The sequence below is a fragment of the Bradyrhizobium sp. HKCCYLS1011 genome, from assembly GCF_051167795.1.
Taxonomy (GTDB): Bacteria; Pseudomonadota; Alphaproteobacteria; order Rhizobiales; family Xanthobacteraceae; genus Bradyrhizobium.
Window position 1 is genome coordinate 250,176 of the sequence record NZ_JBNPTT010000009.1, and the last position, 20,857, is coordinate 271,032.

Consider the following 20,857-nt stretch of genomic DNA (forward strand, 5'->3'; position numbering starts at 1 on the left):
ATTAACCGTTTCCGCTCGCGAGCCACATGGTCTGCACCACCGCCGCGAAATTGTTCAGCCCATGCAGCACGATCGTCACCAGCGTGGAATGGCTGCGATAGCGCAGATATCCGAACCACAGGCCGAGCGCGAAAACTTCGAGGAAGAAGTACCAGTTGTATTGCATGTGCAGTGCGGTCCAGACCAGCGATGACAGCACGATCGCGCCCGGCACGCCGAGGCCTGTTTCCGACCAGCCGCGATAGAGGAAGCCGCGGGCGAACAATTCCTCCGAGATCGGCGCGGCGACGCAGAAGGCGATCACGAGCAGCCAGACCGTGCCGTCCACTTGCGCCGTTTTCAGGACGTCCAGCATGAAGCCGGGCGTGACCTCGCGCCCCGTCACGCGCGACATCAGGTCCCAGCCCATGACGATCACGATCATGCCGACAATGCCGATCCAGACATAGGTCCAGGAGGTCCAGCGCAGCGCGAGATAGTCGACGAATCGCGTGCGCGTGTGCCGGACCGCCAGATAGACCGCGATCAGCACCGCCGGCAGGCCCATGATCACCGACAGCGAGAGCGTGAGCCCGCGGCTCGCAACCTGGATCAACGCGCTGCTGTCGATCGGGCCATCATGCAGCAGCAGGAAATAGCCCACCACGGCCACCTGCCCCGCGAACAACGCGACGAAGATCGCGATGCCCCACAGCGCGGTCAGCCAGAAGCCGAGCGTGCGCGGCGGACGGTCAGGATGACCGACGATGACGGGCTCATTGGCGGGAGTGAGTGAATCCATGACAGCGCTTTCAGGCGGGTTGATCACGGCAGCGCACGCTCCAGCAGCGTACGGATGTCGGCGGGCTTGAGATCGACCGCGCCGTACATGCTCAGATGGACCGAGGCGAGACGCGTCGCCCCAAACAGCTCGGCATGATCAGGCATGACCTCGTTCAGCGCGGCGCTGGCCGCGAGCAGCCCGAGCTTCTCCACCGCGAGCCGCGCCACGCGCTCGCTGTCGGGCCGGCGGAAAGCCTGCCCGATGAAGGCGACGGTCTCGGCGGCGCCGGGCAATCCCTTGGTCTCCGCAGCAAGCGACATGAGGATCGCAGAAGCGGCTTCAGCTTCCCGCGCGAGCGCCCGCAGCACGTCGAGGCACATCACATTGCCCGAGCCTTCCCAGATCGCGTTCACCGGCGACTCCCGGAAATGCCGCGCCAGAATGCCGTCCTCGACATAGCCATTGCCGCCGAGGCACTCCATGGCCTCGTACAAAAACGCAGGCGCGCTCTTACACACCCAATATTTGATGGCCGGCGTCAGCAGCCGCATATAGGCCGCCTCTTTCGTATCAAGGGGCGCACGATCGAAGGCGCGGCACAGCCGCATCACCAGCGCGACGCTTGCCTCGACATGCAGCGCCATGTCCGAAAGCACCGACTGCATCAGCGGCTGGTCGGCGAGATGCTTCTGGAACACGCTGCGATAGCGTGCGTGATGCAGCGCATGTGCGAGCCCCGAGCGCATCAGGCCGGCAGAGGAGATCGCGCAATCCTGCCGCGTCAGCTGCACCATCTGGATGATGGTTCTGATGCCCTTGCCCTCATCGCCGACACGTTCGGCATAGGCGCCGACGAACTCGACTTCGGACGACGCATTGGAGCGGTTGCCGAGCTTGTCCTTCAACCGCTGGAATTGGATCGCATTGACGGAGCCGTCGGGCGCGAAGCGTGGCATGAAGAAGCACGTCAAGCCTTCATCCGCCTGTGCCAGCACCAGGAAGGCATCACACATCGGTGCCGACATGAACCATTTGTGCCCGGTGATGCGGTAACCGTCGCTCGTGCGCTCGGCGCGCGTCATGTTCGAGCGCACGTCGGTGCCGCCCTGCTTCTCTGTCATGCCCATGCCGAGCGTCATGCCGCGCTTGCCCCACCACGGTGCGAAGCTCGGATCGTAGCTGCGGGTCGCGATCACCGGCATGGTCTTGCCCAGCAAGTCGGGCTGAGACGCGAGCGCGGCGACGGCGGCGCGCGTCATCGTGATCGGGCAGAGATGACCGCTCTCGACTTGCGAGGCGATATAGAACTTCGCCGCGCGCACCACCTCGGACGGTGGGCTGGCCGGCCGCCCGTCAGCCGCCCAGGTCGAGTTGTGCAGGCCGGCGTGCGCCGACTGCGCCATCATCTCGTGATAGGTCGGATGAAACTCGACGACGTCGCGGCGAAAGCCCTTGGAATCATAGGTCCGCAGCTTCGGCGTGTTCTCATTGGCGAGCCGGCCACGCTCGGCCATCGCAGCCGAGCCCCAATGACGTCCGAACTCCGACAGCTCCAGCTCGACGCCTGCACCGCCATTGGCCTTCACCGCCGCGACCAGCGGCTGGTCGGCCGTATACAGATCGACATCCTCGAACGGCGGCGACTGGTTGAAGACCTCGTGGGTCGCGAATGCAGGCTGGGTCATGGCCGTGTCCTAAAGGTAGATCATTTGTGGCGCGGCTGAATCGGAAAATCATAGGCAATCGCGCCCGCGCCCGGCAGCGAAAAGTGCCACCACTCCTTGGCATAGTTCACAAAGCCTTGCCGCGCCATGATGGCAACCAGCTCATTGCGCCAGCGGCGTTGCGCGGGCGTGATACCGTTGGCCGCGGTATGTGCCTTCACATCGGAACAGTCATAACCGGTGCCCATGTCGATGCTGCCTTCGGGCGCGCGCTGCGCCGCCGGCGCGATGCAGTCCGCATAGGCCTTGCTCGGATCGAAAACGGCCGAATTGTCGGCCGCGAGATCGACCAGCGTGACGTCGAGCGCGGCCCCGGTGGAGTGGCCGGAATGGCTGGCAATATAGCCAAGGCGGAACAAATCGGCCCTCGCCAGGGCCGGATTATACCTGCGCTCGGCCGCGGTCTCGACGCCGTTCTGCGCCCAGGCCATCATCTCGGCGACAGCGCGCGACGGCCGGTAACAATCGAGCATCTTCAGCGATAATTTGCGCGGCCGCAGCTCATCCTGGATCGCCTTGAGCCGCCGCGCGACCTCTGACATCACGATGCATTCGCCGGCTTCATAGCCCCGGAGCGGCCGCCCGACGAAATTGTTACTTCCGGCATAGCGGATGTCCTGGATGATGGTGGGATCGATATTGTGCAGATAGACAAAGTCGGCGGGCAGCGCGACGGCGGGAGCAGCGATGACGCCAGCGATCAGGAGCGCCGCCGCCGAACCGATCGGGCGGCGAACCGACCGAACGGGGGATAACTCGGAACCGCGGCATTCGCCCTTGCTCCCCGGGGAAACCGCCCCTATAGCTCTGGCTTTAATGACATCCTCATCGAAATCCACTTTCGTCCTCGGACACCGGCATTTGCTGGGAATCGAGGGCCTTTCCGCTGGCGACATCACCGGTCTCCTCGATCTCTCCGAGGAATATGTCGAGCTGAACCGGCAGGTCGACAAGAAGCGCACCGTGCTGCGCGGCCGCACCCAGGTCAACCTGTTCTTCGAGTCCTCGACGCGGACCCAATCCTCGTTCGAGATCGCGGGCAAGCGCCTCGGCGCCGACGTCATGAACATGTCGGTGTCGTCCTCGTCCATGCGCAAGGGCGAGACCCTGATGGACACCGCGGTCACCTTGAACGCGATGCATCCGGACATCCTGGTGGTGCGTCACCACGCTTCCGGCGCGGTGGAACTGCTGGCGCGCAAGGTTGACGGCTCCGTGATCAATGCCGGTGACGGCGCGCATGAGCATCCGACGCAGGCGCTCTTGGACGCGCTCACCATCCGCCGCAACAAGGGCCGCATCGAAGGTCTCGTCGTCGCGATCTGCGGCGACGTGCTGCATTCGCGCGTGGCGCGCTCGAACATCCTGTTGCTCAACACCATGGGCGCGCGGGTCCGTGTCGTGGCGCCCTCCACGCTGCTGCCGTCCGGCATCGAGCGGATGGGCGTCGAGGTCGCGCGCGACATGCGCGAGGGACTGAACGGTGCCGATATCGTGATGATGCTGCGGCTGCAGCGCGAGCGCATGAACGGCTCGTTCGTGCCGTCCTCGTCGGAATATTTCCAGTATTTCGGGCTGGACCAGCGCAAGCTCGCCTACGCCAAGCCCGACGCGCTGGTGATGCATCCCGGCCCCATGAACCGCGGCGTGGAGATCGACTCGATCGTCGCCGACGGCGCACAATCCTTGATCCGGGAACAGGTGGAAATGGGCGTGGCAGTGCGCATGGCGGTGCTGGAAGCGCTCGCCCGCAACCTGCCCAACGCGTGAAAAGCTCAATCGGACGAAACGCCATGCTGACCGAACGTCGCCCGATCCTGCTCGCCAACGCCCGCGTGATCGATCCGTCACGCGATTTCGATGGTCTCGGCGATGTGCTCATCGCCGACGGCGTGATCCGTGATCTCAAACGCGGCATCGGTGCCGCCGGCGTGCCCGAGGGCACCGATGTCGTGAACTGCGCTGGCAAGATCGTCGCGCCCGGCCTGATCGACATGTGCGCCTTCGTCGGCGAGCCCGGCTACGTGCACCGCGAAACCTTCGCCAGCGCCAGCCAGGCCGCGGCGACCGGCGGCATCACCACCATCATCTGCCAGCCCGGCACTGAGCCGGTGATCGACAATTCGGCAACCGTCGATTTCGTGCTGCGCCGTGCCCGCGACACCGCGATCGTCAACATCCAGCCGATGGCGGCGCTGACCAAGGGCCTGCGCGGCGAGGAAATGACCGAGATCGGCCTGTTGAAGGCGGCCGGCGCGGTGGCCTTTTCCAACGGCGAGTCCAGCGTCACCAACGCGCTGGTGATGCGGCGTGCGCTGGCCTATGCGCGCGATTTCGACGCGTTGATCGTGCATCACGCTGAGGACCCCGACCTGGTCGGCGAAGGCGTGATGAACGAGGGCGAATTCGCCTCGCGCCTTGGCCTCGCCGGCATTCCGGCAGCGGCGGAAGCGGTGATCCTGGAACGCGACATACGCCTGGTCGCGCTGACACGCGGCCGCTACCACGCGGGGTCCTTGAGTTCGAGCGACTCGCTCGACGTGCTCAAGCGGGCGCGCGATGCAGGGCTCGCCGTCAGCGCTTCGGTCTCGATCAACCATGTCACGTTGAACGAGAACGATATCGGCCCCTACCGCACGTTCCTCAAGCTATCGCCACCGCTGCGGACCGAAATGGACCGTCGGGCGTTGGTCGAGGCGCTGGCCTCCGGTCTGATCGACGTCATCATGTCCGACCACAATCCGCAGGACGTCGAGGTGAAGCGGCTGCCGTTCGCGGAAGCCGCAAGCGGCGCAATCGGGCTGGAGACCATGCTGCCGGCGGCCTTGCGTCTCGTGCACAATGGCGAGCTGACCTGGACGGCCCTGATCCGCGCGATGTCGACGCGTCCGGCCGAGTTGTTGGGCCTGCCCGGCGGAACCCTGCGCGCGGGCGCGCCGGCTGATATCGTGGTGATCGATCCGGACGTGCCCTGGGTGCTCGATCCGGCCGATCTGAAGTCCTTGTGCAAGAACACGCCGTTCGACGAGGCGCGGTTCACGGGACGCGCGGTGCGCACCATCGTCGGCGGCCGCACCGTGTACGAACACGTCTGACGCGGCGGGCGGGCAACGGAGTAACGTGTCATGGGACCTGAGGCCTTTCTCCCCATCGCCCTCGTCATCGGCTACCTCCTGGGCTCGATCCCGTTCGGGCTGGTCCTGACCAGGCTGGCCGGAACACAAGACCTGCGCACCATCGGCTCCGGCAATATCGGCGCCACCAACGTGCTGCGCACCGGGCGCAAGGGGCTTGCGGCGGCCACGCTGCTTGGCGATGCGCTGAAGGGCACCGCGGCGGTGGTGATCTCAGGCTATTTCGGCGGCCCCAGCGCGGCGATGGTAGCCGGCTTCGGCGCCTTCCTCGGCCATCTGTTCCCGGTTTGGCTGAAGTTTCGTGGCGGCAAGGGCGTTGCGGTCTATATCGGCATCCTGCTCGGCCTGTTCTGGCCCGGCGCGATCTTCTTCTGCCTGGTCTGGCTCGCCACCGCCTTTGCGTTCCGCTACTCGTCGCTGGCGGCGCTGGTCGCCAGCGTGCTGACACCGATCATGCTGTGGGCCTTTGGCCATGCGGCACTGGCTCTGCTGTTCACGCTTCTGACGCTGCTTCTGATCTACATGCATCGCGAGAACATCAAGCGGCTGCGGGCGGGCACCGAGAGCAAGATCGGCGCCAAAAAATAGCACCCGCATTCCTACGGGGAGCGCGCAACTTTCGGCCTTATTTGCCGCGGCAGCGCAGCAACACTTGCCGTCGTTCCTGCTTCAAGATCGCGCGAGACTCTGGTGGGAATCAGCAAGGCCTGCCATTCTGATTCCATGTGGTTACGCAAGAGCAATTCCGGCGGTTCATCGCAGGGTGATCCAATCCAGCAGGAGCCGGTGCCGCAGCAGGCGGCCCCCATTCGCTCCAGCGCCAGCGCACTCCTCTCGGCCGCGCAGATCTGGTCGACGGAGGACACGACGACAGCTGCGCCACAGGTGACAGAGCCTGCTGCCACCGTCAGCGCGCCGCCGCCGGTTGTGAAACCATCGCAGCCGGAGACGACTGTCGTCGCCGAGATGATTCTGGCGACGGGTGCAAAGCCTGCGCCTGCGGCGGAGCCAAAGCCTGCCGCGATTGAAACGCCTGCTGTGACCGAGGTGAAACCTGCGGCCGCGTCGCTGGCCGAGACCATCGCGACGCCGCCGCTCCCGCCGCCGCCGCGCGTCTGGCCGCCACGCAAGCTCTCGCTGGCGCTGCAGGGCGGCGGCACGTTGTCAGCCTTCGCCTGGGGCGTGCTGGAGCGCCTGTTGGAAGAGCCGGCCTGCGATTTCGACACGATCAGCGGCGCCAGCGCCGGTGCGATCAACGCTGCGCTGCTCGCCAGCGGCCTTGCCGAAGGCGGTCGCGAGGGCGCGCGCCAACTGCTCGCACAGTTCTGGAATCGCATGACCAGCGAAGCCTCGTTCCGCTCGGTCATGCTGCTCGGCGGCTTCTCGCCGGCCAGCGCCTCGGTCTCGTTCGGCCCGCATCTGCGTGCCGGACGTTTCAATCCGCTCGACCTCGATCCGCTGCGCGACCTGCTTGCAGGGTCCATCAATTTCGACGCGCTGCAGAGCGCAGCCGCACCGCGGCTCTTGATCGCAGCGACGCGGGTCCGCGACGGCAGCAACCAACTGTTCCGCAATGCCGACATCACCCCGGACGTGCTGCTGGCGTCGAGCTGTCCGCCCCAGGTCCACTGCGCCGTCGACATCGACGGTGATGCCTATTGGGACGGCGGCTACGGGGCCAATCCTCCGGTCGTGAGCGTGGCGCACGAATCCAGCGCCGCCGACCTGCTGGTGGTGCAGGTGACGCCGGCGCGCGACAACTACATCCCGGTGACGTCGGCCGCGATCGACCGGCGGCTCGACCAGATCACCGCCAATGCCGTGCTCAATGCCGAGCTTGCGGCGCTGGAATGGGCCCGCAATGACGGCCTGCATCCGCCGCGTGTTCATCGCCTCGCCGCGGAAGACGAGATCGAAGGTCTCGCCCAGCGCAGCACCGCCGATCTCGGGCGCAGCTTCATCGCCATGTTGCATCAGCGCGGCCGCGACGCCTGCGACCGCTGGCTGCACCAGGCGCCGAACGGCACCACGCTGGTCACCCAGGAGAAGCGCCCGGCGTTCCCGTCGACGGATGCCTTGACCGAGGTGTTGGCCTAACTCCAGGATTGGCGTAGCGCGCTCGTCGCGCGATCCCCCTTCCCCACGCGCGCCGGTTGTTCCATGCTGGAGCCAACCGGAGACGCAGGCGTGGATGCAGTCAGCACGATTACCGAAATCAGCGAGGCCGAGCGGCTCGACCGTCTTCGGCTGATCCGCTCCGACAATGTCGGCCCGCGCACCTTTCGCTCGCTGCTGCTTCATTTCGGCAGCGCGCGGGCTGCACTGGAGCGGCTGCCGGATCTGGCGCGCCGCGGCGGTGCTCGGGCGTCGGCGCGGATCTGCAGTGCTGATGACGCCAGGCGCGAGCTTGCGGCCAGCCGCAAGCTCGGCATCAGCCTGCTCGCACCCGGAGAGGCTGGCTACCCGCCACGGCTCGCGACGCTCGACGATGCGCCGCCTCTGCTCGGCATCCGCGGCGACATCGACAGCCTGATGCGGCCGCTGATTGGCATTGTCGGCTCGCGCAATGCCTCAGCCGCAGGACTGAAATTTGCCGGCCAGCTGGCGCGCGAGCTCAGTGACGCCGGCTTCGTCATCATTTCCGGGCTTGCGCGCGGCATCGACCAGGCGGCGCACCGCGCCAGCCTGGCGGGCGGCACCATCGCGGTGCTCGCCGGCGGTCACGACTGCATCTATCCGCCGGAGCATGAGGACCTGCTTGCAGCCATCGTCACCGGACATGGCGCGGCGATCTCCGAAATGCCTCTGGGTCATGAGCCGCGTGCGCGCGACTTCCCGCGCCGCAACCGGCTGATCTCCGGCTCTGCGCTGGGCGTCATCGTGGTCGAGGCGGCGCACCGCTCGGGCTCGCTGATCACCGCGCGGATGGCGGCCGAACAGGGCCGCGAGGTGTTCGCCGTGCCGGGCTCGCCGCTCGATCCGCGCGCGGCCGGCACCAATGACCTGATCAAGCAGGGTGCGACGCTGGTCACCGAAGCCGCCGACATCATCCGCGCGGTGGCGCCGATCATGGGCCGACCGCTGCAGCTGCCCTTGCGCGAAGACGAGGAGGAGCCGTTCGCGCCGGATCCGGAGAGCTATGACCGGGATCAGATCGTCGCCCTGCTGGGGCCAACACCGGTTTCGATCGACGACCTGATCCGGATCAGCGGGCTCGCGCCTGCCGTGCTGCGCACGGTGCTGCTCGAGCTTGAACTCGCCGGCCGGCTCGAACGTCATGGCGGCGGGCTGGTGTCACTAAGCTAGGATCGCCCCGCTCAGGCGGTGCTTTACTGCCCGTCGTTGCGCAGATCGAATCGCAGACGCGCGTCCTCGATCCGGTCGCGGTGCGCGATCGCCCATTCTCCGAGCGCCTTGACCGGACCCAATAAGCCTCGCCCGAGATCGGTGAGCTCGTAGTCGACGCGCGGCGGGATGGTCGGAAACACGGTCCGCGTCACCAGCCCGTCGCGCTCCAGGCCGCGCAAGGTCAATGTCAGCATCCGCTGCGAGATGCCGCCGACCAGCCGCTTGAGCTCATTGAAGCGCTTTGGCCCGTCACCCAGCATCATGATGACGAACACGCTCCATTTGTCGCCAACCCGCGCCAGGATCGGGGCGACGCCGCGGCAGTCATGGTGGTCCGGTGACGGTGAATCAGCAGGAACTTGGATGTTCGCAGGTTTCACGGATGTGCCCGGGTTTCAAAATTGTGCGTTCTTGTGCGGTTCGCGAGCAGTCACGCATATAGCGTCGGTTACAAACCTATACCGACCAACCTACACCAAGGTGACTGCAATGACAAAGCTCCTCCACATCGATTCCAGCGTACTCGGCCCCTATTCCGTCAGCCGGCAGGTATCGGCTGCGATCGCCGAACGGCTTCAGCAGGCGGTTCCCGGCCTTCAAACCACATACCGTGACCTCGCCACGGCGCCCCTGTCTCACCTGTCGGGTGCACATCTGGCAGCAGCTCAGGGCACGGCGCCCACTGACCCGGCCATCGCGCAAGACCTTGCGACGGGACAGGCCGTGCTCGAGGAATTCCTCGCCGCCGACATCGTCGTGATCGGCGCCCCCATGTACAATTTCTCGATCCCGAGCCAGCTCAAGGCCTGGATCGATCGCATCGCGGTCCGCGGCAAGACCTTCAGCTACGGCCCGAACGGCCCGGAGGGTCTCGCCGGCGGCAAGCGCGTCATCATCGCCGTGTCGCGCGGCGGCTATTACGGCGCGGATACGCCGATGGCGGCACTCGAGCACCTCGAGACCTATCTGCGCGCCGTGTTCGGCTTCATCGGGGTCAAGGATCTGGAGTTCATCGCCGCCGACGGCATCCAGGTCGGGCCCGAGCACCGCGAGAAAGCCGTCAAGAGCGCGCTTGAGGCTGCAGGCAGTCTGCAGGCGGCGTGAGCACCCTGGCTGCCGCTTCGCCGAGGCGGCAGCCAGTCCATTGCCGACGACAAATCAATTCGGTCAGTGCGTCAGTCCCAGATCAGAGGCGCTCCGAGCAATAACAGGCCGAGCGAGACCAAGAGACCGAAGGCGGAAAAAAGCAAAATCGAAAGCAGACTATCCCAATCGGATCGCGCGGCCGCCGCCTGGTTTGAGACCGCGGCGGATACGGGCATTGAAGCAGACACGCGAGCGGCCTTTGCCATAGCAACTCTCCGAAATATTCATGCGTCAAATATCCCAGCCTGCTCGGGGGTCGGTGCAATCGCGATAAAGGTTCAAGTGAGACGCAAATTCAGCAAAGGAAAGCTCAATGTGCACGCGGGCGTGCACACCGAGCGGAGCCTGCGGTAATTCCGATCAGCCGCGGTAGATCGGCGCGCCGGCCGGCGCGGCGCTCGCGCCGCCATCGACAAAGAGCTCCTGGCCCTGGATGTGCGCGGCTTCGTCGGAGGCGAGAAACAGCACGGTGTTGGCGACGTGCTCGGGCTCACCGATATGGCCGAGCGGTGTCGAGCGCGCGATCCGCGCTTCGAACGCCTTCTCGGCTTCGGGAGTGGCGATCGCCGCGCCCCAGATCGGTGTCCGGATCGCGCCGGGCGCGACCACATTGACCCTGATCCCGCGCGGTGAGAGCTCCGACACCAGCACCCGCGCGATCGCGCGCACGCCGGCCTTGCTCGCCGCATAGGCGGCATAGCCCGGATGGCCGAGCGCCGAAATCACCGAGCCGTTGAGAATGATCGAGGCGCCGTCGCTCAGATAAGGCAGCGCCGCCTGGACCGTGAAGAAGACGCCGGTGAGATTGGTCCTGATCACCTGCTCGAAGGTTTCAAGCTTGGTTCCACCAAGCGGAGTCTGACCGGGGATGCCGGCATTGGCGAACACGATATCGAGCCTGCCGAATTGAGCCGCCGCCGTGGCGATGGCCTCCTCGGTGGCAGCGATGTCGGTCGCATCGGCTACCAGGGCGAGCGCGCGAGAGCCAAGCTGCTTGGCAGCGGCCGCGAGCCGATCAGCATCGCGACCGGTGATCGCCACCCGCGCGCCTTCCTCGATAAATCGTCTGGCCGTGGCCAGCCCAAGTCCGCTGCTCCCGCCGGTAATCAACGCGGTCTTGTTCGCCAGTCTCATTCTCGGCTCCATCTGGTTGCATTATTAAACTGCTTGAGCCATCTAGGCCTTGCGGTTTAATAATGCAACCACAATATCGTGATGAGCGTCCGCTTGCTGGAACGGCAGCGAGCGCTTGGGTCTGGAGAAAGCGGCGTCATGGTCAAACGCACGAGCCTTGAGGGCAATGGCTGCCCGGTCGCCCGGTCGCTGGATGCGATTGGAGATTGGTGGTCGCTTCTCATCATCCGCGACGCCTTCGTCGGCCGTCGTCGCTTCGGCGAGTTCCAGCGCAGCCTGGGCCTGGCCAAGAACATCCTGACCATCCGGCTCCGTGCGCTGGTGGATCGCGGCATCCTGACCACCAAGCCGGCATCCGACGGCAGCGCCTATCGCGAATACGTGCTCACGCCGAAGGGCCGCGGGCTGTTTCCGATTCTCGTCGCTTTGAGGCAATGGAGCGAGGAATTTGACCAACGGCCGGAGGAGATCGCGACGATTCTGGTGGATCGCGAGACAGGACGGCCCGTGCAAAAGCTTGCGCTTTGCGCGCAGGACGGACGATTGCTCGATCCTGCCGACACCACGTTGCGGCCCCGCACCGGCTGAAGGACACCCCAACCGTCAGGACGGCTTGCGGCCATTGCGCAGCCGCGCGTGCTCCTCAGCCTCGAGATGGGCCATGCGTAAGAGGTAATCGAGCATGCCGAGCTGATGGCGGCGAGCCATGCGCGCCAGGCTCGCCGTCGTCGTCGCAATGAATGCGACTGCCTCGTCCACGCCTATCTCGTCCGAGTCGTCATAAGATGAGGAGCGCCGTCCGGCCCCCGGGGATGACGACTTTCGCTTTCGCGCTGGCTTTGTCAAAAAATTGATCCAAATTCGAGTATCTAGCAAAAATACTCTTCAAAAGAGTGCAACTCCAGGGCGGTTCTCTGCAACCCTCTTTATACGTCGTGGGCGTTCTCGCCTCCACTTTCAACATCGTTCGATTTGACAGGAACCGTCTCACCACCCATGTTCGGGTCAACGAGGCCTTTGGCGAATCCGCGAAATTGGCTTCAATCTTTCCCGTAAGCCACTGGAACTACATGAATATCGTCATTGTGGAGTCGCCGGCGAAAGCCAAGACGATCAATAAATATTTGGGCTCCTCCTATGAGGTTCTAGCCTCGTTTGGCCATGTTCGCGACCTCCCGGCGAAAAATGGATCGGTCGATCCGGACCATAATTTCCGAATGATCTGGGAGGTGGATCCCAAGGCCGCCGGCCGGCTCAACGAGATTGCCAAGTCGCTGAAGGGGGCGGACCGGCTGATCCTGGCCACCGACCCTGATCGCGAGGGCGAGGCGATCTCCTGGCACGTCCTGGAGGTGCTGAAGGAAAAGCGCGCGCTCAAGGATCAGAAGATCGAGCGTGTGGTCTTCAACGCCATCACCAAGCAGGCGGTCTCGGAGGCGATGAAGCATCCGCGCCAGATCGACGGCGCACTGGTCGACGCCTATATGGCGCGCCGCGCGCTGGACTATCTGGTCGGCTTCACTTTGTCGCCGGTGTTGTGGCGCAAGCTGCCGGGCGCCCGCTCGGCGGGTCGCGTCCAGTCGGTCGCGTTGCGGCTGGTCTGTGACCGCGAGCTCGAGATCGAGAAATTCGTTCCCCGTGAATATTGGTCGCTGATCGCGACGCTGGCCACGCCCCGCGGCGACAGCTTCGAGGCGCGCCTGGTCGGCGCCGATGGCAAGAAGATCCAGCGGCTCGACATCGGCACCGGCGCGGAAGCCGAAGACTTCAAGAAAGCGCTGCAGGCCGCAAGCTTCACGGTCACGACCGTCGATGCCAAGCCGGCGCGCCGCAATCCGCAGGCCCCCTTCACCACCTCGACCCTGCAGCAGGAGGCGAGCCGCAAGCTCGGCTTCGCGCCGGCGCACACCATGCGCATCGCCCAGCGGCTCTATGAGGGCATCGATATCGGCGGCGAGACCACCGGTCTCATTACTTATATGCGAACCGACGGCGTGCAGATCGCGCCCGAGGCGATCACGCAGGCCCGCAAGGTGATCGGCGAGATCTATGGCAACGCCTATGTGCCGGACAGCCCGCGCCAGTACCAGACCAAGGCCAAGAACGCGCAGGAAGCGCACGAAGCCATCCGCCCGACCGATCTGTCGCGGCGGCCGGCCGAGCTGCGCCGCCGGCTCGATGACGACCAGGCCAAGCTCTATGAGCTGATCTGGACCCGTACCATCGCCAGCCAAATGGAATCGGCCGAGCTCGAACGCACCACGATCGACATCACGGCCAAGGCCGGCTCCCGCACGCTGGAGCTGCGCGCCACCGGCCAGGTGGTCAAGTTCGACGGCTTCCTTGCGCTGTACCAGGAAGGCCGCGACGACGAGGAGGATGAGGATAGCCGCCGCCTGCCCCACATGAGTCAGGGCGAGCCGCTGAAGCGGCAGGATCTGTCCGTGACCCAGCATTTCACCGAGCCGCCGCCGCGGTTCTCGGAAGCCTCTCTGGTCAAGCGGATGGAGGAGCTCGGCATCGGCCGGCCCTCGACCTACGCCTCGATTCTGCAGGTGTTGAAGGACCGCGGCTATGTGAAGCTGGAGAAGAAGCGTCTACACGGCGAGGACAAGGGCCGCGTCGTCGTCGCCTTCCTGGAGAACTTCTTCCGCCGCTATGTCGAATACGACTTCACCGCCGATCTCGAGGAGCAGCTCGACCGCATATCCAACAACGAGATCTCCTGGCAGCAGGTGCTGAAGGATTTCTGGCGCGACTTCATCGGCGCGGTCGACGACATCAAGGACCTGCGCGTCGCGCAGGTGCTGGATGTGCTCGACGAGATGTTGGGCCCGCACATCTATCCGCCGCGCGCCGATGGCGGCGACGTCAGGCAATGTCCGACCTGCGGCACTGGACGGCTGAACCTGAAGGCCGGCAAGTTCGGCGCCTTTGTCGGCTGCTCGAACTATCCGGAATGCCGTTACACGCGGCCGCTGGCGGCCGACAGCGAGGCCGCCGCCGATCGCGTGCTGGGACAGGACCCGGAGTCCGGGCTCGACGTCACCATCAAGGCCGGCCGCTTCGGCCCCTATATCCAGCTCGGCGAGCAGAAGGATTATGCCGAGGGCGAGAAGCCCAAGCGCGCCGGCATTCCGAAGGGCACCCAGCCCTCGGACGTCGACCTCGAGCTGGCGTTGAAATTGCTGTCGCTGCCGCGGGAGATCGGAAGGCACCCGGAAACGGGCCTGCCGATCACGGCCGGCATCGGCCGCTTCGGGCCGTTCGTGCGCCATGACAAGACCTATGCGAGCCTGGAAGCCGGCGACGAAGTGTTCGACGTCGGCCTCAACCGCGCCGTGACGCTGATCGCCGAGAAGGTCGCCAAGGGCCCGAGCAAGCGCTTCGGCGCTGATCCCGGCAAGGCGCTGGGCGACCATCCCTCGCTTGGTGCGGTCGCGGTGAAGAGCGGACGTTACGGCGCCTATGTCACTGCGGGCGGCGTCAACGCCACGATTCCCAGCGACAAGGACAAGGATACGATCACGCTGCCGGAAGCGATTGCGCTCCTGGATGAGCGCGCCGCGAAGGGCGGCGGCAAGGCGAAAAAGGCCAAGGCGGCAAAGCCTGCCAAGGCAGCCGGCAAGGCCGGCGCCAAGACCAAAACCAAGGCTAAGGTTGAGACCAAGGCTGAGGCCGAAGCCGAGGGGGATGACGGCGACACGCCGAAGCCCGCCAAGAAAGCTGCGGTCAAGAAGGCTGCAGCCAAGCCGAAATCAGACTCCACCAGCAAGGCGCGTGCGCCGGTCGGAAAGGCCGCCAAGACCTCGGCGAAACCGTCCTCCGCTCCGAAAGCGCCTGCGAAGAAGTGCGCCGGCAAGGCCCGCGGATGAGAAAATGACCCAAAAGCGCGACATCGGCTTCCCAGCGCGGGAGGCCATCGTCGCCTTCATCCGCGCCAACCCGGGCAAGGTTGGCACTAAGGAAATTGCGCGCGAATTCGGCCTTAAGAACGCCGATCGCGCCGAGCTGAAGCGGATTCTCCGCGACCTCGTCGACGAGGGTGCCGTCAAGAAGAGCGGCCGCCGCAAGATCACTGAGACCGCCGCCCTGCCCGCGACGCTCATCGCCGATATCACCGGCCGCGACAGCGACGGCGAACTGATCGCAACACCGGCCGAGTGGGACGAGGCCGAACAGTCCGAACCGCCGCGCATCCGTATCCATACCCCGCGCCATGCCCGCCCCGGTGCGACCGCCGGCGTCGGTGATCGCGCCTTGGTGCGGGTCGACCCGATCGAGAGCGCCGACGGGGTGGCCTATCGCGGCCGCGTCATCAAGGTGCTCGACCATGCGAAGCACCGCGTGCTCGGCATCTTCCGCGCGCAGCCCGGTGGCGGCGGACGGCTGATCCCGGTGGACAAGAAGCAGGCTGGCCGCGAGCTCAGCATTGCGCCCGCCGACAGCCGCGAGGCCAAGGACGGCGATCTCGTCAGCGTCGACCTGCTCCGCGGACGCGGCTTCGGCCTGCCCGCCGGCCGCGTCAAGGAACGCTACGGCTCGATCGCGAGCGAAAAGGCGATCAGCCTGATCGCAATCCATGCGCACGAGATCCCGCTCGATTTCTCATCCGCAGCCCTGCAGGAGGCGGAAGAAGCGGAGCCCGCGACGTTAAGGGGACGCGAGGACTGGCGCGAGCTGCCGCTCGTCACCATCGATCCGCCCGATGCCAAGGATCATGACGACGCTGTTCATGCCGAGCCTGATCCCGCTCCCGACAACAAGGGCGGCTACATCGTCCATGTCGCGATCGCCGACGTTGCCTACTATGTGCGGCCCGGCTCGCCGCTCGATCGCGATGCGCTTCGGCGCGGCAATTCGGTGTATTTCCCGGATCGCGTCGTGCCGATGCTGCCCGAGCGGATCTCCAACAATCTCTGCTCGCTGGTGCCGGGTGAGCCGCGAGGGGCGCTGGCGGTGCGGATCGTGCTCGGCGCCGACGGGCGCAAGCGCTCGCACTCCTTTCATCGCGTCCTCATGCGCTCGGCGGCGAAGCTCGCTTATGCGCAGGCGCAGGCGGCGGTCGACGGCAAGCCTGACGACATCACCGGCCCCTTGCTCGAGCCTATTCTGAAGCCGCTTTATGCCGCCTATGAGGTCGCCAAGCGCGGCCGCGATGCGCGCGATCCGCTCGACCTCGATCTCCCCGAGCGCAAGATCCTGTTGAAGGCGGACGGCACCGTCGACCGCGTTGTCGTGCCTGAACGGCTGGATGCGCATCGGCTGATCGAGGAGTTCATGATCCTCGCCAATGTCGCAGCCGCGGAGATGCTGGAGAAGAAGGCGCTGCCGCTGATCTACCGCGTGCACGATGAGCCCACGGTGGAGAAGGTCCACGCGCTGCAGGAATTCCTGAAGACGCTCGACGTGCCGTTCGCCAAGTCCGGCGCGCTGCGGCCCTCGCTGTTCAACCGTGTCCTGACCTTGGTCGCCGGCCAGGACTATGAGCAGCTGGTCAATGAGGTCGTGCTGCGGTCGCAGGCGCAAGCCGAATATTCGGCGGAGAATTATGGGCATTTCGGCCTCAATCTGCGCCGCTACGCGCATTTCACCTCGCCGATCCGCCGCTACGCCGACCTAGTCGTCCACCGCGGCCTGATCCGGGCGCTGGCCCTGGGCGACGGCGCCCTGTCCGACAGCGAAACGGCGGACAATCTGGCCGAAATCGCCGCGCAGATTTCGGTGACCGAGCGCCGCGCCATGAAGGCCGAGCGCGAGACGGCCGATCGCCTGATCGCCCATCATCTGGCCGACCGGATCGGCGCGACCTTCCAGGGGCGCATCTCTGGCGTCACCCGCGCCGGTCTCTTCATCAAGCTCGACGATACCGGCGCCGACGGCCTGGTGCCGATCCGCACGCTCGGCACGGAATATTACGACTACGACGAAACCCGTCATGCGTTGATCGGCCAACGCAGTGGTGCCATGCACCGGCTCGGTGACGTCGTCGACGTGCGTCTGGTAGAAGCTCAGCCTGTGGCGGGCGCCTTGCGCTTCGAGCTGTTGACCGAAGCCGATGTGCTGGTCCCGCGCCAACGGCGGCGCGACACTCCCCATGCGCGCGAAAGCGTCAGGGGCAAGCCGAAGCCCAAAGCGAAAAAGACCAAGGACAAAGCGTCGAAGCGTGCGAAGGCCGCCCGCAACAAACGCGGTGAGAAAAGCGCGAACCTGACGACCAAACGCAAGTCCGGCACATCGAAGAAAGGCAAGTCATGGACGCCATGAGCACGACGCCGACCAGCGGGCGCCCGCAGAATTCAGCGGCGACAACCTGGACCCGCGAAGCGGGTCTCGCCGAGAAGCGCGACCTCTGGAGCGCGATGAAGCGCGGCTGTCGCGGCCGCTGCCCGCGCTGCGGCGAAGGCAAGCTGTTTCGCGCGTTCCTGAAGGTCGCCGACGCTTGCGACAAATGCGGCCAGGATTTCTCGGGCCACCGGGCGGACGACTTGCCCGCCTATCTCGTGATCGTGATCGTCGGCCATATCGTGGTGCCGCTCGCACTCTATATCGAGACCAATTATTCGCCGCCGGTCGCGCTGCAGCTTTCGATCTATCTGCCGCTGACGCTGTTCGCTTCGCTGGCGCTGCTCCAGCCGGTCAAGGGCGCGGTCGTGGGCCTGCAATGGGCCTTGCACATGCATGGCTTCGACGACAATCCCGCCGAAGGCATTCCGCCGGTATGATCAAGAAAAAAAGACTGAAGGGGATGAAATGACGGAGGGGGCAGAGGCCGCAGCTTCGGCGAAGCCGGAGCAGAAGGAAGCGGATCACCATCCCTATACCAAGCCGAGGGATGCGGCGACCCTGATCCTGATCGATCGCGGCGGCACTGTGCCGAAGGTCCTGGTCGGCAAGCGCCACGACAAGGTCGTGTTCATGCCCGGCAAGTTCGTCTTTCCCGGGGGCCGGGTCGAGAAGACCGACCATCGGATCCCTGTGGCCGCACCGATGCCCGAGGCGCTCGAGGCCAACCTGTTCAAAGGTCGGCCACAGACATCAGCCTCGCGCGCCAAATCACTGGCGATCGCTGCGATCCGCGAAGCCTGTGAGGAAACCGGGCTGTGTCTTGGGCGCAAGGTCGAAGGTCAGGTCTCCGAGCTCGATGGCCGGCTTCAAGGACCTTGGTCGCCGTTCAGCGCAGCCGGCCTGTTGCCCGATCCGTCCAGCCTGTTCCTGATCGCACGCGCTATCACCCCGCCCGGCCGCATCAAGCGTTTTGACACCCGTTTCTTCACGGCCGATGCGTCGGCGATCACGCATCGTGTCGACGGCGTGGTGCATCCGGACGCCGAACTGGTCGAGCTGGTGTGGGTCGAACTCGGTTCAAAACCGCTCGCGGATCTGCACCCGATGACCAAGAATGTGCTGAACGAGCTAGAGAAGCGGCTCGCGACCGGTCCGCTACAGCATGACGCGCCGGTGCCGTTCTTCCATTTCTATGGCGGCAGGATGCATCGGGACGTGCTGGCCTGATCAGCCATCGGCGTCGTCATCATCGGGTTCGGTGCCGACATAGTCCTTGGCTGGAATTTTGAGCGCGATCGCGAGCTGTTGCGCCAACGCGTTGGCCTCTTCGCGGGACGCGAAGCTCCGCAGATTCAGCGGCTCGACGCCTTTGCCGCCACACAGATTGACCTCATACATGGTCGCGTTGACATCGCCGTCATCGGTGATGCTGATCAGGTTGTAGTTCGACAGCCGGCGCGCACGCCTGACATGCAACGGCCCAAAAGCCTTGGTGATGACGACTTCGCCGGCGCCGGGGCACGCGGTGACGAAGCCGCGAAAGGTCGCAACAAGGAGGCCCGGAATGATGACGGCGACCCCAAGAGCGGCAAAGACGGCGATTCCCGCCCACTCGTCTCTGGCATCGCCAGGGCTTGCCAGCACCTCGCTAAGACCAAGCGCCACGTTCCACAGCAGATAAGCGCCGGCCGCAATCAGCGGCAACGCCAGTAGCCGGCCCAGCAAAGGGATCGGTAATCTTACGCGAATAATGTCACCCGTCGCTGCACCTGCCATGAAGCCCTCCTTGAAATCAGGCAGTTTGTCGTCCGGATCTCAGGATCGGTTCGACATGGACGTCGTGTTTCGAGGGGGGCGCTTGGAGAGGGAGCCGATCGACCGGCGCGAACTCACGGAGGGCTGGCGAAGGCTGAATACTCCACTAGGATGGACTTGCCATCCGGAGTCCGCTTCCATGACGCGAATCCTCTTGCCGCTGCTGGCCTCTGCCGCGCTGTGCACCACCGTTGCATCGCAGGCGAGCGCCGAGCTCGATGTCGCCGGCCTCAAATCCACGATCGAAGCCTCGGTCGAGCGCGACTACCCGTCGCTCGACGCCCTCTACAAGGACATCCACGCCCATCCCGAGCTCGCCTTCCAGGAGGTGAAGACAGCCGCGAAGCTCGCGGCCGAGATGCGCGCGATCGGCTTCGATGTCACCGAGAATGTCGGCAAGACGGGCCTCGTCGCGCTCTACAGGAATGGCGACGGGCCGACCATCATGGTGCGCACCGAGCTCGACGCGCTGCCGATGGAGGAGAAGACCGGGCTCCCCTATGCCAGCCATGACAAGACCATCTGGGGCGGACGGGAAACCTTTGTCGCGCATAGCTGCGGCCACGATATTCACATGGCGAGTTGGACCGGCGCAGCAAAGACGCTGGTTGCGCTGAAGGACAGATGGCACGGCACCTTGATGTTCATTGCCCAGCCTGCCGAGGAGATCGTATCGGGCGCAAAGGCGATGATCGCGGACGGGCTGTTCACGCGTTTCCCGAAACCGGATTTCGGCTTCGCCCTGCATGACGGCCCGGGTGCTTTCGGCAGCATTTCCTATCGCGTCGGCATCGGCTCCTCGAACTCCGACAGCCTGTTTGTGAAATTCCACGGCCGCGGCGGGCATGGCGCGACGCCGCAGGCGACGATCGATCCGGTCATGATGGCGGCCCGCTTCGTCGTCGACGTGCAGAGCGTGATCAGCCGTGAGAAGGACCCGACCGAATTCGGCGTCGTCAGCATCGGCGCTGTCCATGGCGGCACCGCCGAGAACATCATTCCTGATGACGTCACCCTGCTCGGCACCATCAGGACCTTCAAGCCGGAGGTGCGCGCCAAGATGCTGGCCGGCATCGAGCGGACCGCAAAGGCGGTCGCGGCGATGTCCGATGCGCCTGCGCCCGATATCAAGATCACCGAAGGTGCGAAGGCCGTCATCAACGACGCGGGCGTGGTCGCCACCGCCGAGAAGGTGCTGAAGGTGGCCTTTGGCGACAAGTTCAGAACCTCACCGCCGGGCACGCCCAGTGAGGACTATTCGGAATTCGTCAACGCCGGCGTGCCGTCGATGTTCTTCAATATCGGCGTCTATGAGCCGGAGCGTGTCGCCTCGGCACGCGACGGCACCGGTCCGGTGCTGCCCTCGAATCATTCGCCGCTGTTCGCTCCGGTGCCGAAGCCGACCATCGAGACCGGCGTCACCGCGATGACGCTGGCCGTGCTGTCCGCATTCGACGAGCACGCGCGCGGCAAGTGAGTCCCTGCGTCCGGAGCTGCGGCCAGCA

The 20,857-nt window shown here is 65.3% G+C and carries 19 protein-coding genes; 12 read left to right on the forward strand and 7 right to left on the reverse strand.

Annotated features, from left to right (window positions below; all coding sequences use genetic code 11):
- Window position 1 precedes the first annotated feature (1 nt).
- From ACQR1W_RS28735 to ACQR1W_RS28745, 3 genes are read right to left on the reverse strand one after another with little or no spacing between them, the layout of a single operon-like run.
- Window positions 2–781, reverse strand: coding sequence for a CPBP family intramembrane glutamic endopeptidase (locus ACQR1W_RS28735; RefSeq protein ID WP_434853939.1), 780 nt, complete (start codon window positions 779–781; stop codon window positions 2–4).
- Between the two features lie 23 nt (window positions 782–804).
- Entirely contained in the window at window positions 805–2,448 is a 1,644-nt protein-coding gene (locus ACQR1W_RS28740; RefSeq protein WP_434853940.1) for an acyl-CoA dehydrogenase family protein, read from the reverse strand.
- A 20-nt stretch (window positions 2,449–2,468) separates the two neighbouring features.
- Window positions 2,469–3,326 (reverse strand): M15 family metallopeptidase, encoded by an 858-nt coding sequence (locus ACQR1W_RS28745; protein WP_434853941.1) that lies wholly within the window; start codon window positions 3,324–3,326, stop codon window positions 2,469–2,471.
- On the opposite strand from ACQR1W_RS28745, the gene ACQR1W_RS28750 reads away from it, so the two are divergent.
- The 5 genes from ACQR1W_RS28750 to dprA all read left to right on the forward strand — a co-directional run bounded on the left by ACQR1W_RS28750 (window position 3,304) and on the right by dprA (window position 8,927).
- Window positions 3,304–4,257 (forward strand): aspartate carbamoyltransferase catalytic subunit, encoded by a 954-nt coding sequence (locus tag ACQR1W_RS28750; protein ID WP_008967058.1) that lies wholly within the window; start codon window positions 3,304–3,306, stop codon window positions 4,255–4,257. The two genes, ACQR1W_RS28745 and ACQR1W_RS28750, sit on opposite strands and share 23 nt — an antisense overlap.
- A 23-nt stretch (window positions 4,258–4,280) precedes the next feature.
- A complete protein-coding gene (locus ACQR1W_RS28755; RefSeq protein WP_008967059.1) occupies window positions 4,281–5,582 on the forward strand; it encodes a dihydroorotase in 1,302 nt (433 codons plus the stop codon).
- A gap of 30 nt (window positions 5,583–5,612) precedes the next feature.
- Window positions 5,613–6,209, forward strand: coding sequence for a glycerol-3-phosphate 1-O-acyltransferase PlsY (gene plsY / locus ACQR1W_RS28760; protein WP_434853942.1), 597 nt, complete (start codon window positions 5,613–5,615; stop codon window positions 6,207–6,209).
- 135 nt (window positions 6,210–6,344) lie between these two features.
- The gene (locus ACQR1W_RS28765; protein WP_434854041.1) at window positions 6,345–7,718 is read left to right on the forward strand and encodes a patatin-like phospholipase family protein; all 1,374 of its coding nucleotides are present in this window, start codon (window positions 6,345–6,347) and stop codon (window positions 7,716–7,718) included.
- A 63-nt stretch (window positions 7,719–7,781) separates the two neighbouring features.
- Entirely contained in the window at window positions 7,782–8,927 is a 1,146-nt protein-coding gene (gene dprA, locus ACQR1W_RS28770) for a DNA-processing protein DprA (RefSeq protein ID WP_434853943.1), read from the forward strand.
- A gap of 23 nt (window positions 8,928–8,950) precedes the next feature.
- On the opposite strand, the gene ACQR1W_RS28775 is transcribed toward dprA, so the two are convergent.
- Entirely contained in the window at window positions 8,951–9,349 is a 399-nt protein-coding gene (locus ACQR1W_RS28775) for a winged helix-turn-helix transcriptional regulator (protein ID WP_434853944.1), read from the reverse strand.
- A gap of 109 nt (window positions 9,350–9,458) precedes the next feature.
- On the opposite strand from ACQR1W_RS28775, the gene ACQR1W_RS28780 reads away from it, so the two are divergent.
- A complete protein-coding gene (locus ACQR1W_RS28780; protein ID WP_434853945.1) occupies window positions 9,459–10,073 on the forward strand; it encodes an FMN-dependent NADH-azoreductase in 615 nt (204 codons plus the stop codon).
- 402 nt (window positions 10,074–10,475) lie between these two features.
- Here the strand turns inward: ACQR1W_RS28780 and ACQR1W_RS28785 are convergent, their stop codons facing one another.
- Complete coding sequence (locus tag ACQR1W_RS28785; RefSeq protein ID WP_434853946.1) at window positions 10,476–11,249, reverse strand: SDR family oxidoreductase; 774 nt, start codon at window positions 11,247–11,249, stop codon at window positions 10,476–10,478.
- A gap of 138 nt (window positions 11,250–11,387) precedes the next feature.
- Here ACQR1W_RS28785 and ACQR1W_RS28790 point away from each other — a divergent pair, with 138 nt between their 5' ends.
- Entirely contained in the window at window positions 11,388–11,837 is a 450-nt protein-coding gene (locus tag ACQR1W_RS28790; protein ID WP_434853947.1) for a winged helix-turn-helix transcriptional regulator, read from the forward strand.
- Window positions 11,838–11,852: 15 nt separating this feature from the next.
- Here the strand turns inward: ACQR1W_RS28790 and ACQR1W_RS28795 are convergent, their stop codons facing one another.
- Window positions 11,853–12,008 (reverse strand): hypothetical protein, encoded by a 156-nt coding sequence (locus ACQR1W_RS28795; RefSeq protein ID WP_434853948.1) that lies wholly within the window; start codon window positions 12,006–12,008, stop codon window positions 11,853–11,855.
- Between the two features lie 311 nt (window positions 12,009–12,319).
- Between ACQR1W_RS28795 and topA the strand changes: the two genes are divergently transcribed.
- Genes topA through ACQR1W_RS28815 form a run of 4 tightly spaced genes read left to right on the forward strand, consistent with a single transcriptional unit; the run spans window position 12,320 to window position 18,764 of the window.
- A complete protein-coding gene (gene topA / locus ACQR1W_RS28800) occupies window positions 12,320–15,124 on the forward strand; it encodes a type I DNA topoisomerase (RefSeq protein ID WP_434853949.1) in 2,805 nt (934 codons plus the stop codon).
- 4 nt (window positions 15,125–15,128) lie between these two features.
- Window positions 15,129–17,516 (forward strand): ribonuclease R, encoded by a 2,388-nt coding sequence (gene rnr, locus ACQR1W_RS28805; protein ID WP_434853950.1) that lies wholly within the window; start codon window positions 15,129–15,131, stop codon window positions 17,514–17,516.
- Complete coding sequence (locus ACQR1W_RS28810) at window positions 17,513–17,974, forward strand: DUF983 domain-containing protein (protein ID WP_434854042.1); 462 nt, start codon at window positions 17,513–17,515, stop codon at window positions 17,972–17,974. The genes rnr and ACQR1W_RS28810 overlap by 4 nt, the downstream gene beginning before the upstream one ends.
- A 28-nt stretch (window positions 17,975–18,002) precedes the next feature.
- Window positions 18,003–18,764, forward strand: coding sequence for an NUDIX hydrolase (locus tag ACQR1W_RS28815; RefSeq protein WP_434853951.1), 762 nt, complete (start codon window positions 18,003–18,005; stop codon window positions 18,762–18,764).
- Here ACQR1W_RS28815 and ACQR1W_RS28820 read toward each other — a convergent pair whose 3' ends face one another.
- Complete coding sequence (locus ACQR1W_RS28820) at window positions 18,765–19,313, reverse strand: hypothetical protein (protein WP_434853952.1); 549 nt, start codon at window positions 19,311–19,313, stop codon at window positions 18,765–18,767.
- Between the two features lie 178 nt (window positions 19,314–19,491).
- On the opposite strand from ACQR1W_RS28820, the gene ACQR1W_RS28825 reads away from it, so the two are divergent.
- Entirely contained in the window at window positions 19,492–20,829 is a 1,338-nt protein-coding gene (locus tag ACQR1W_RS28825; RefSeq protein ID WP_434853953.1) for an amidohydrolase, read from the forward strand.
- Window positions 20,830–20,857 lie beyond the last annotated feature (28 nt).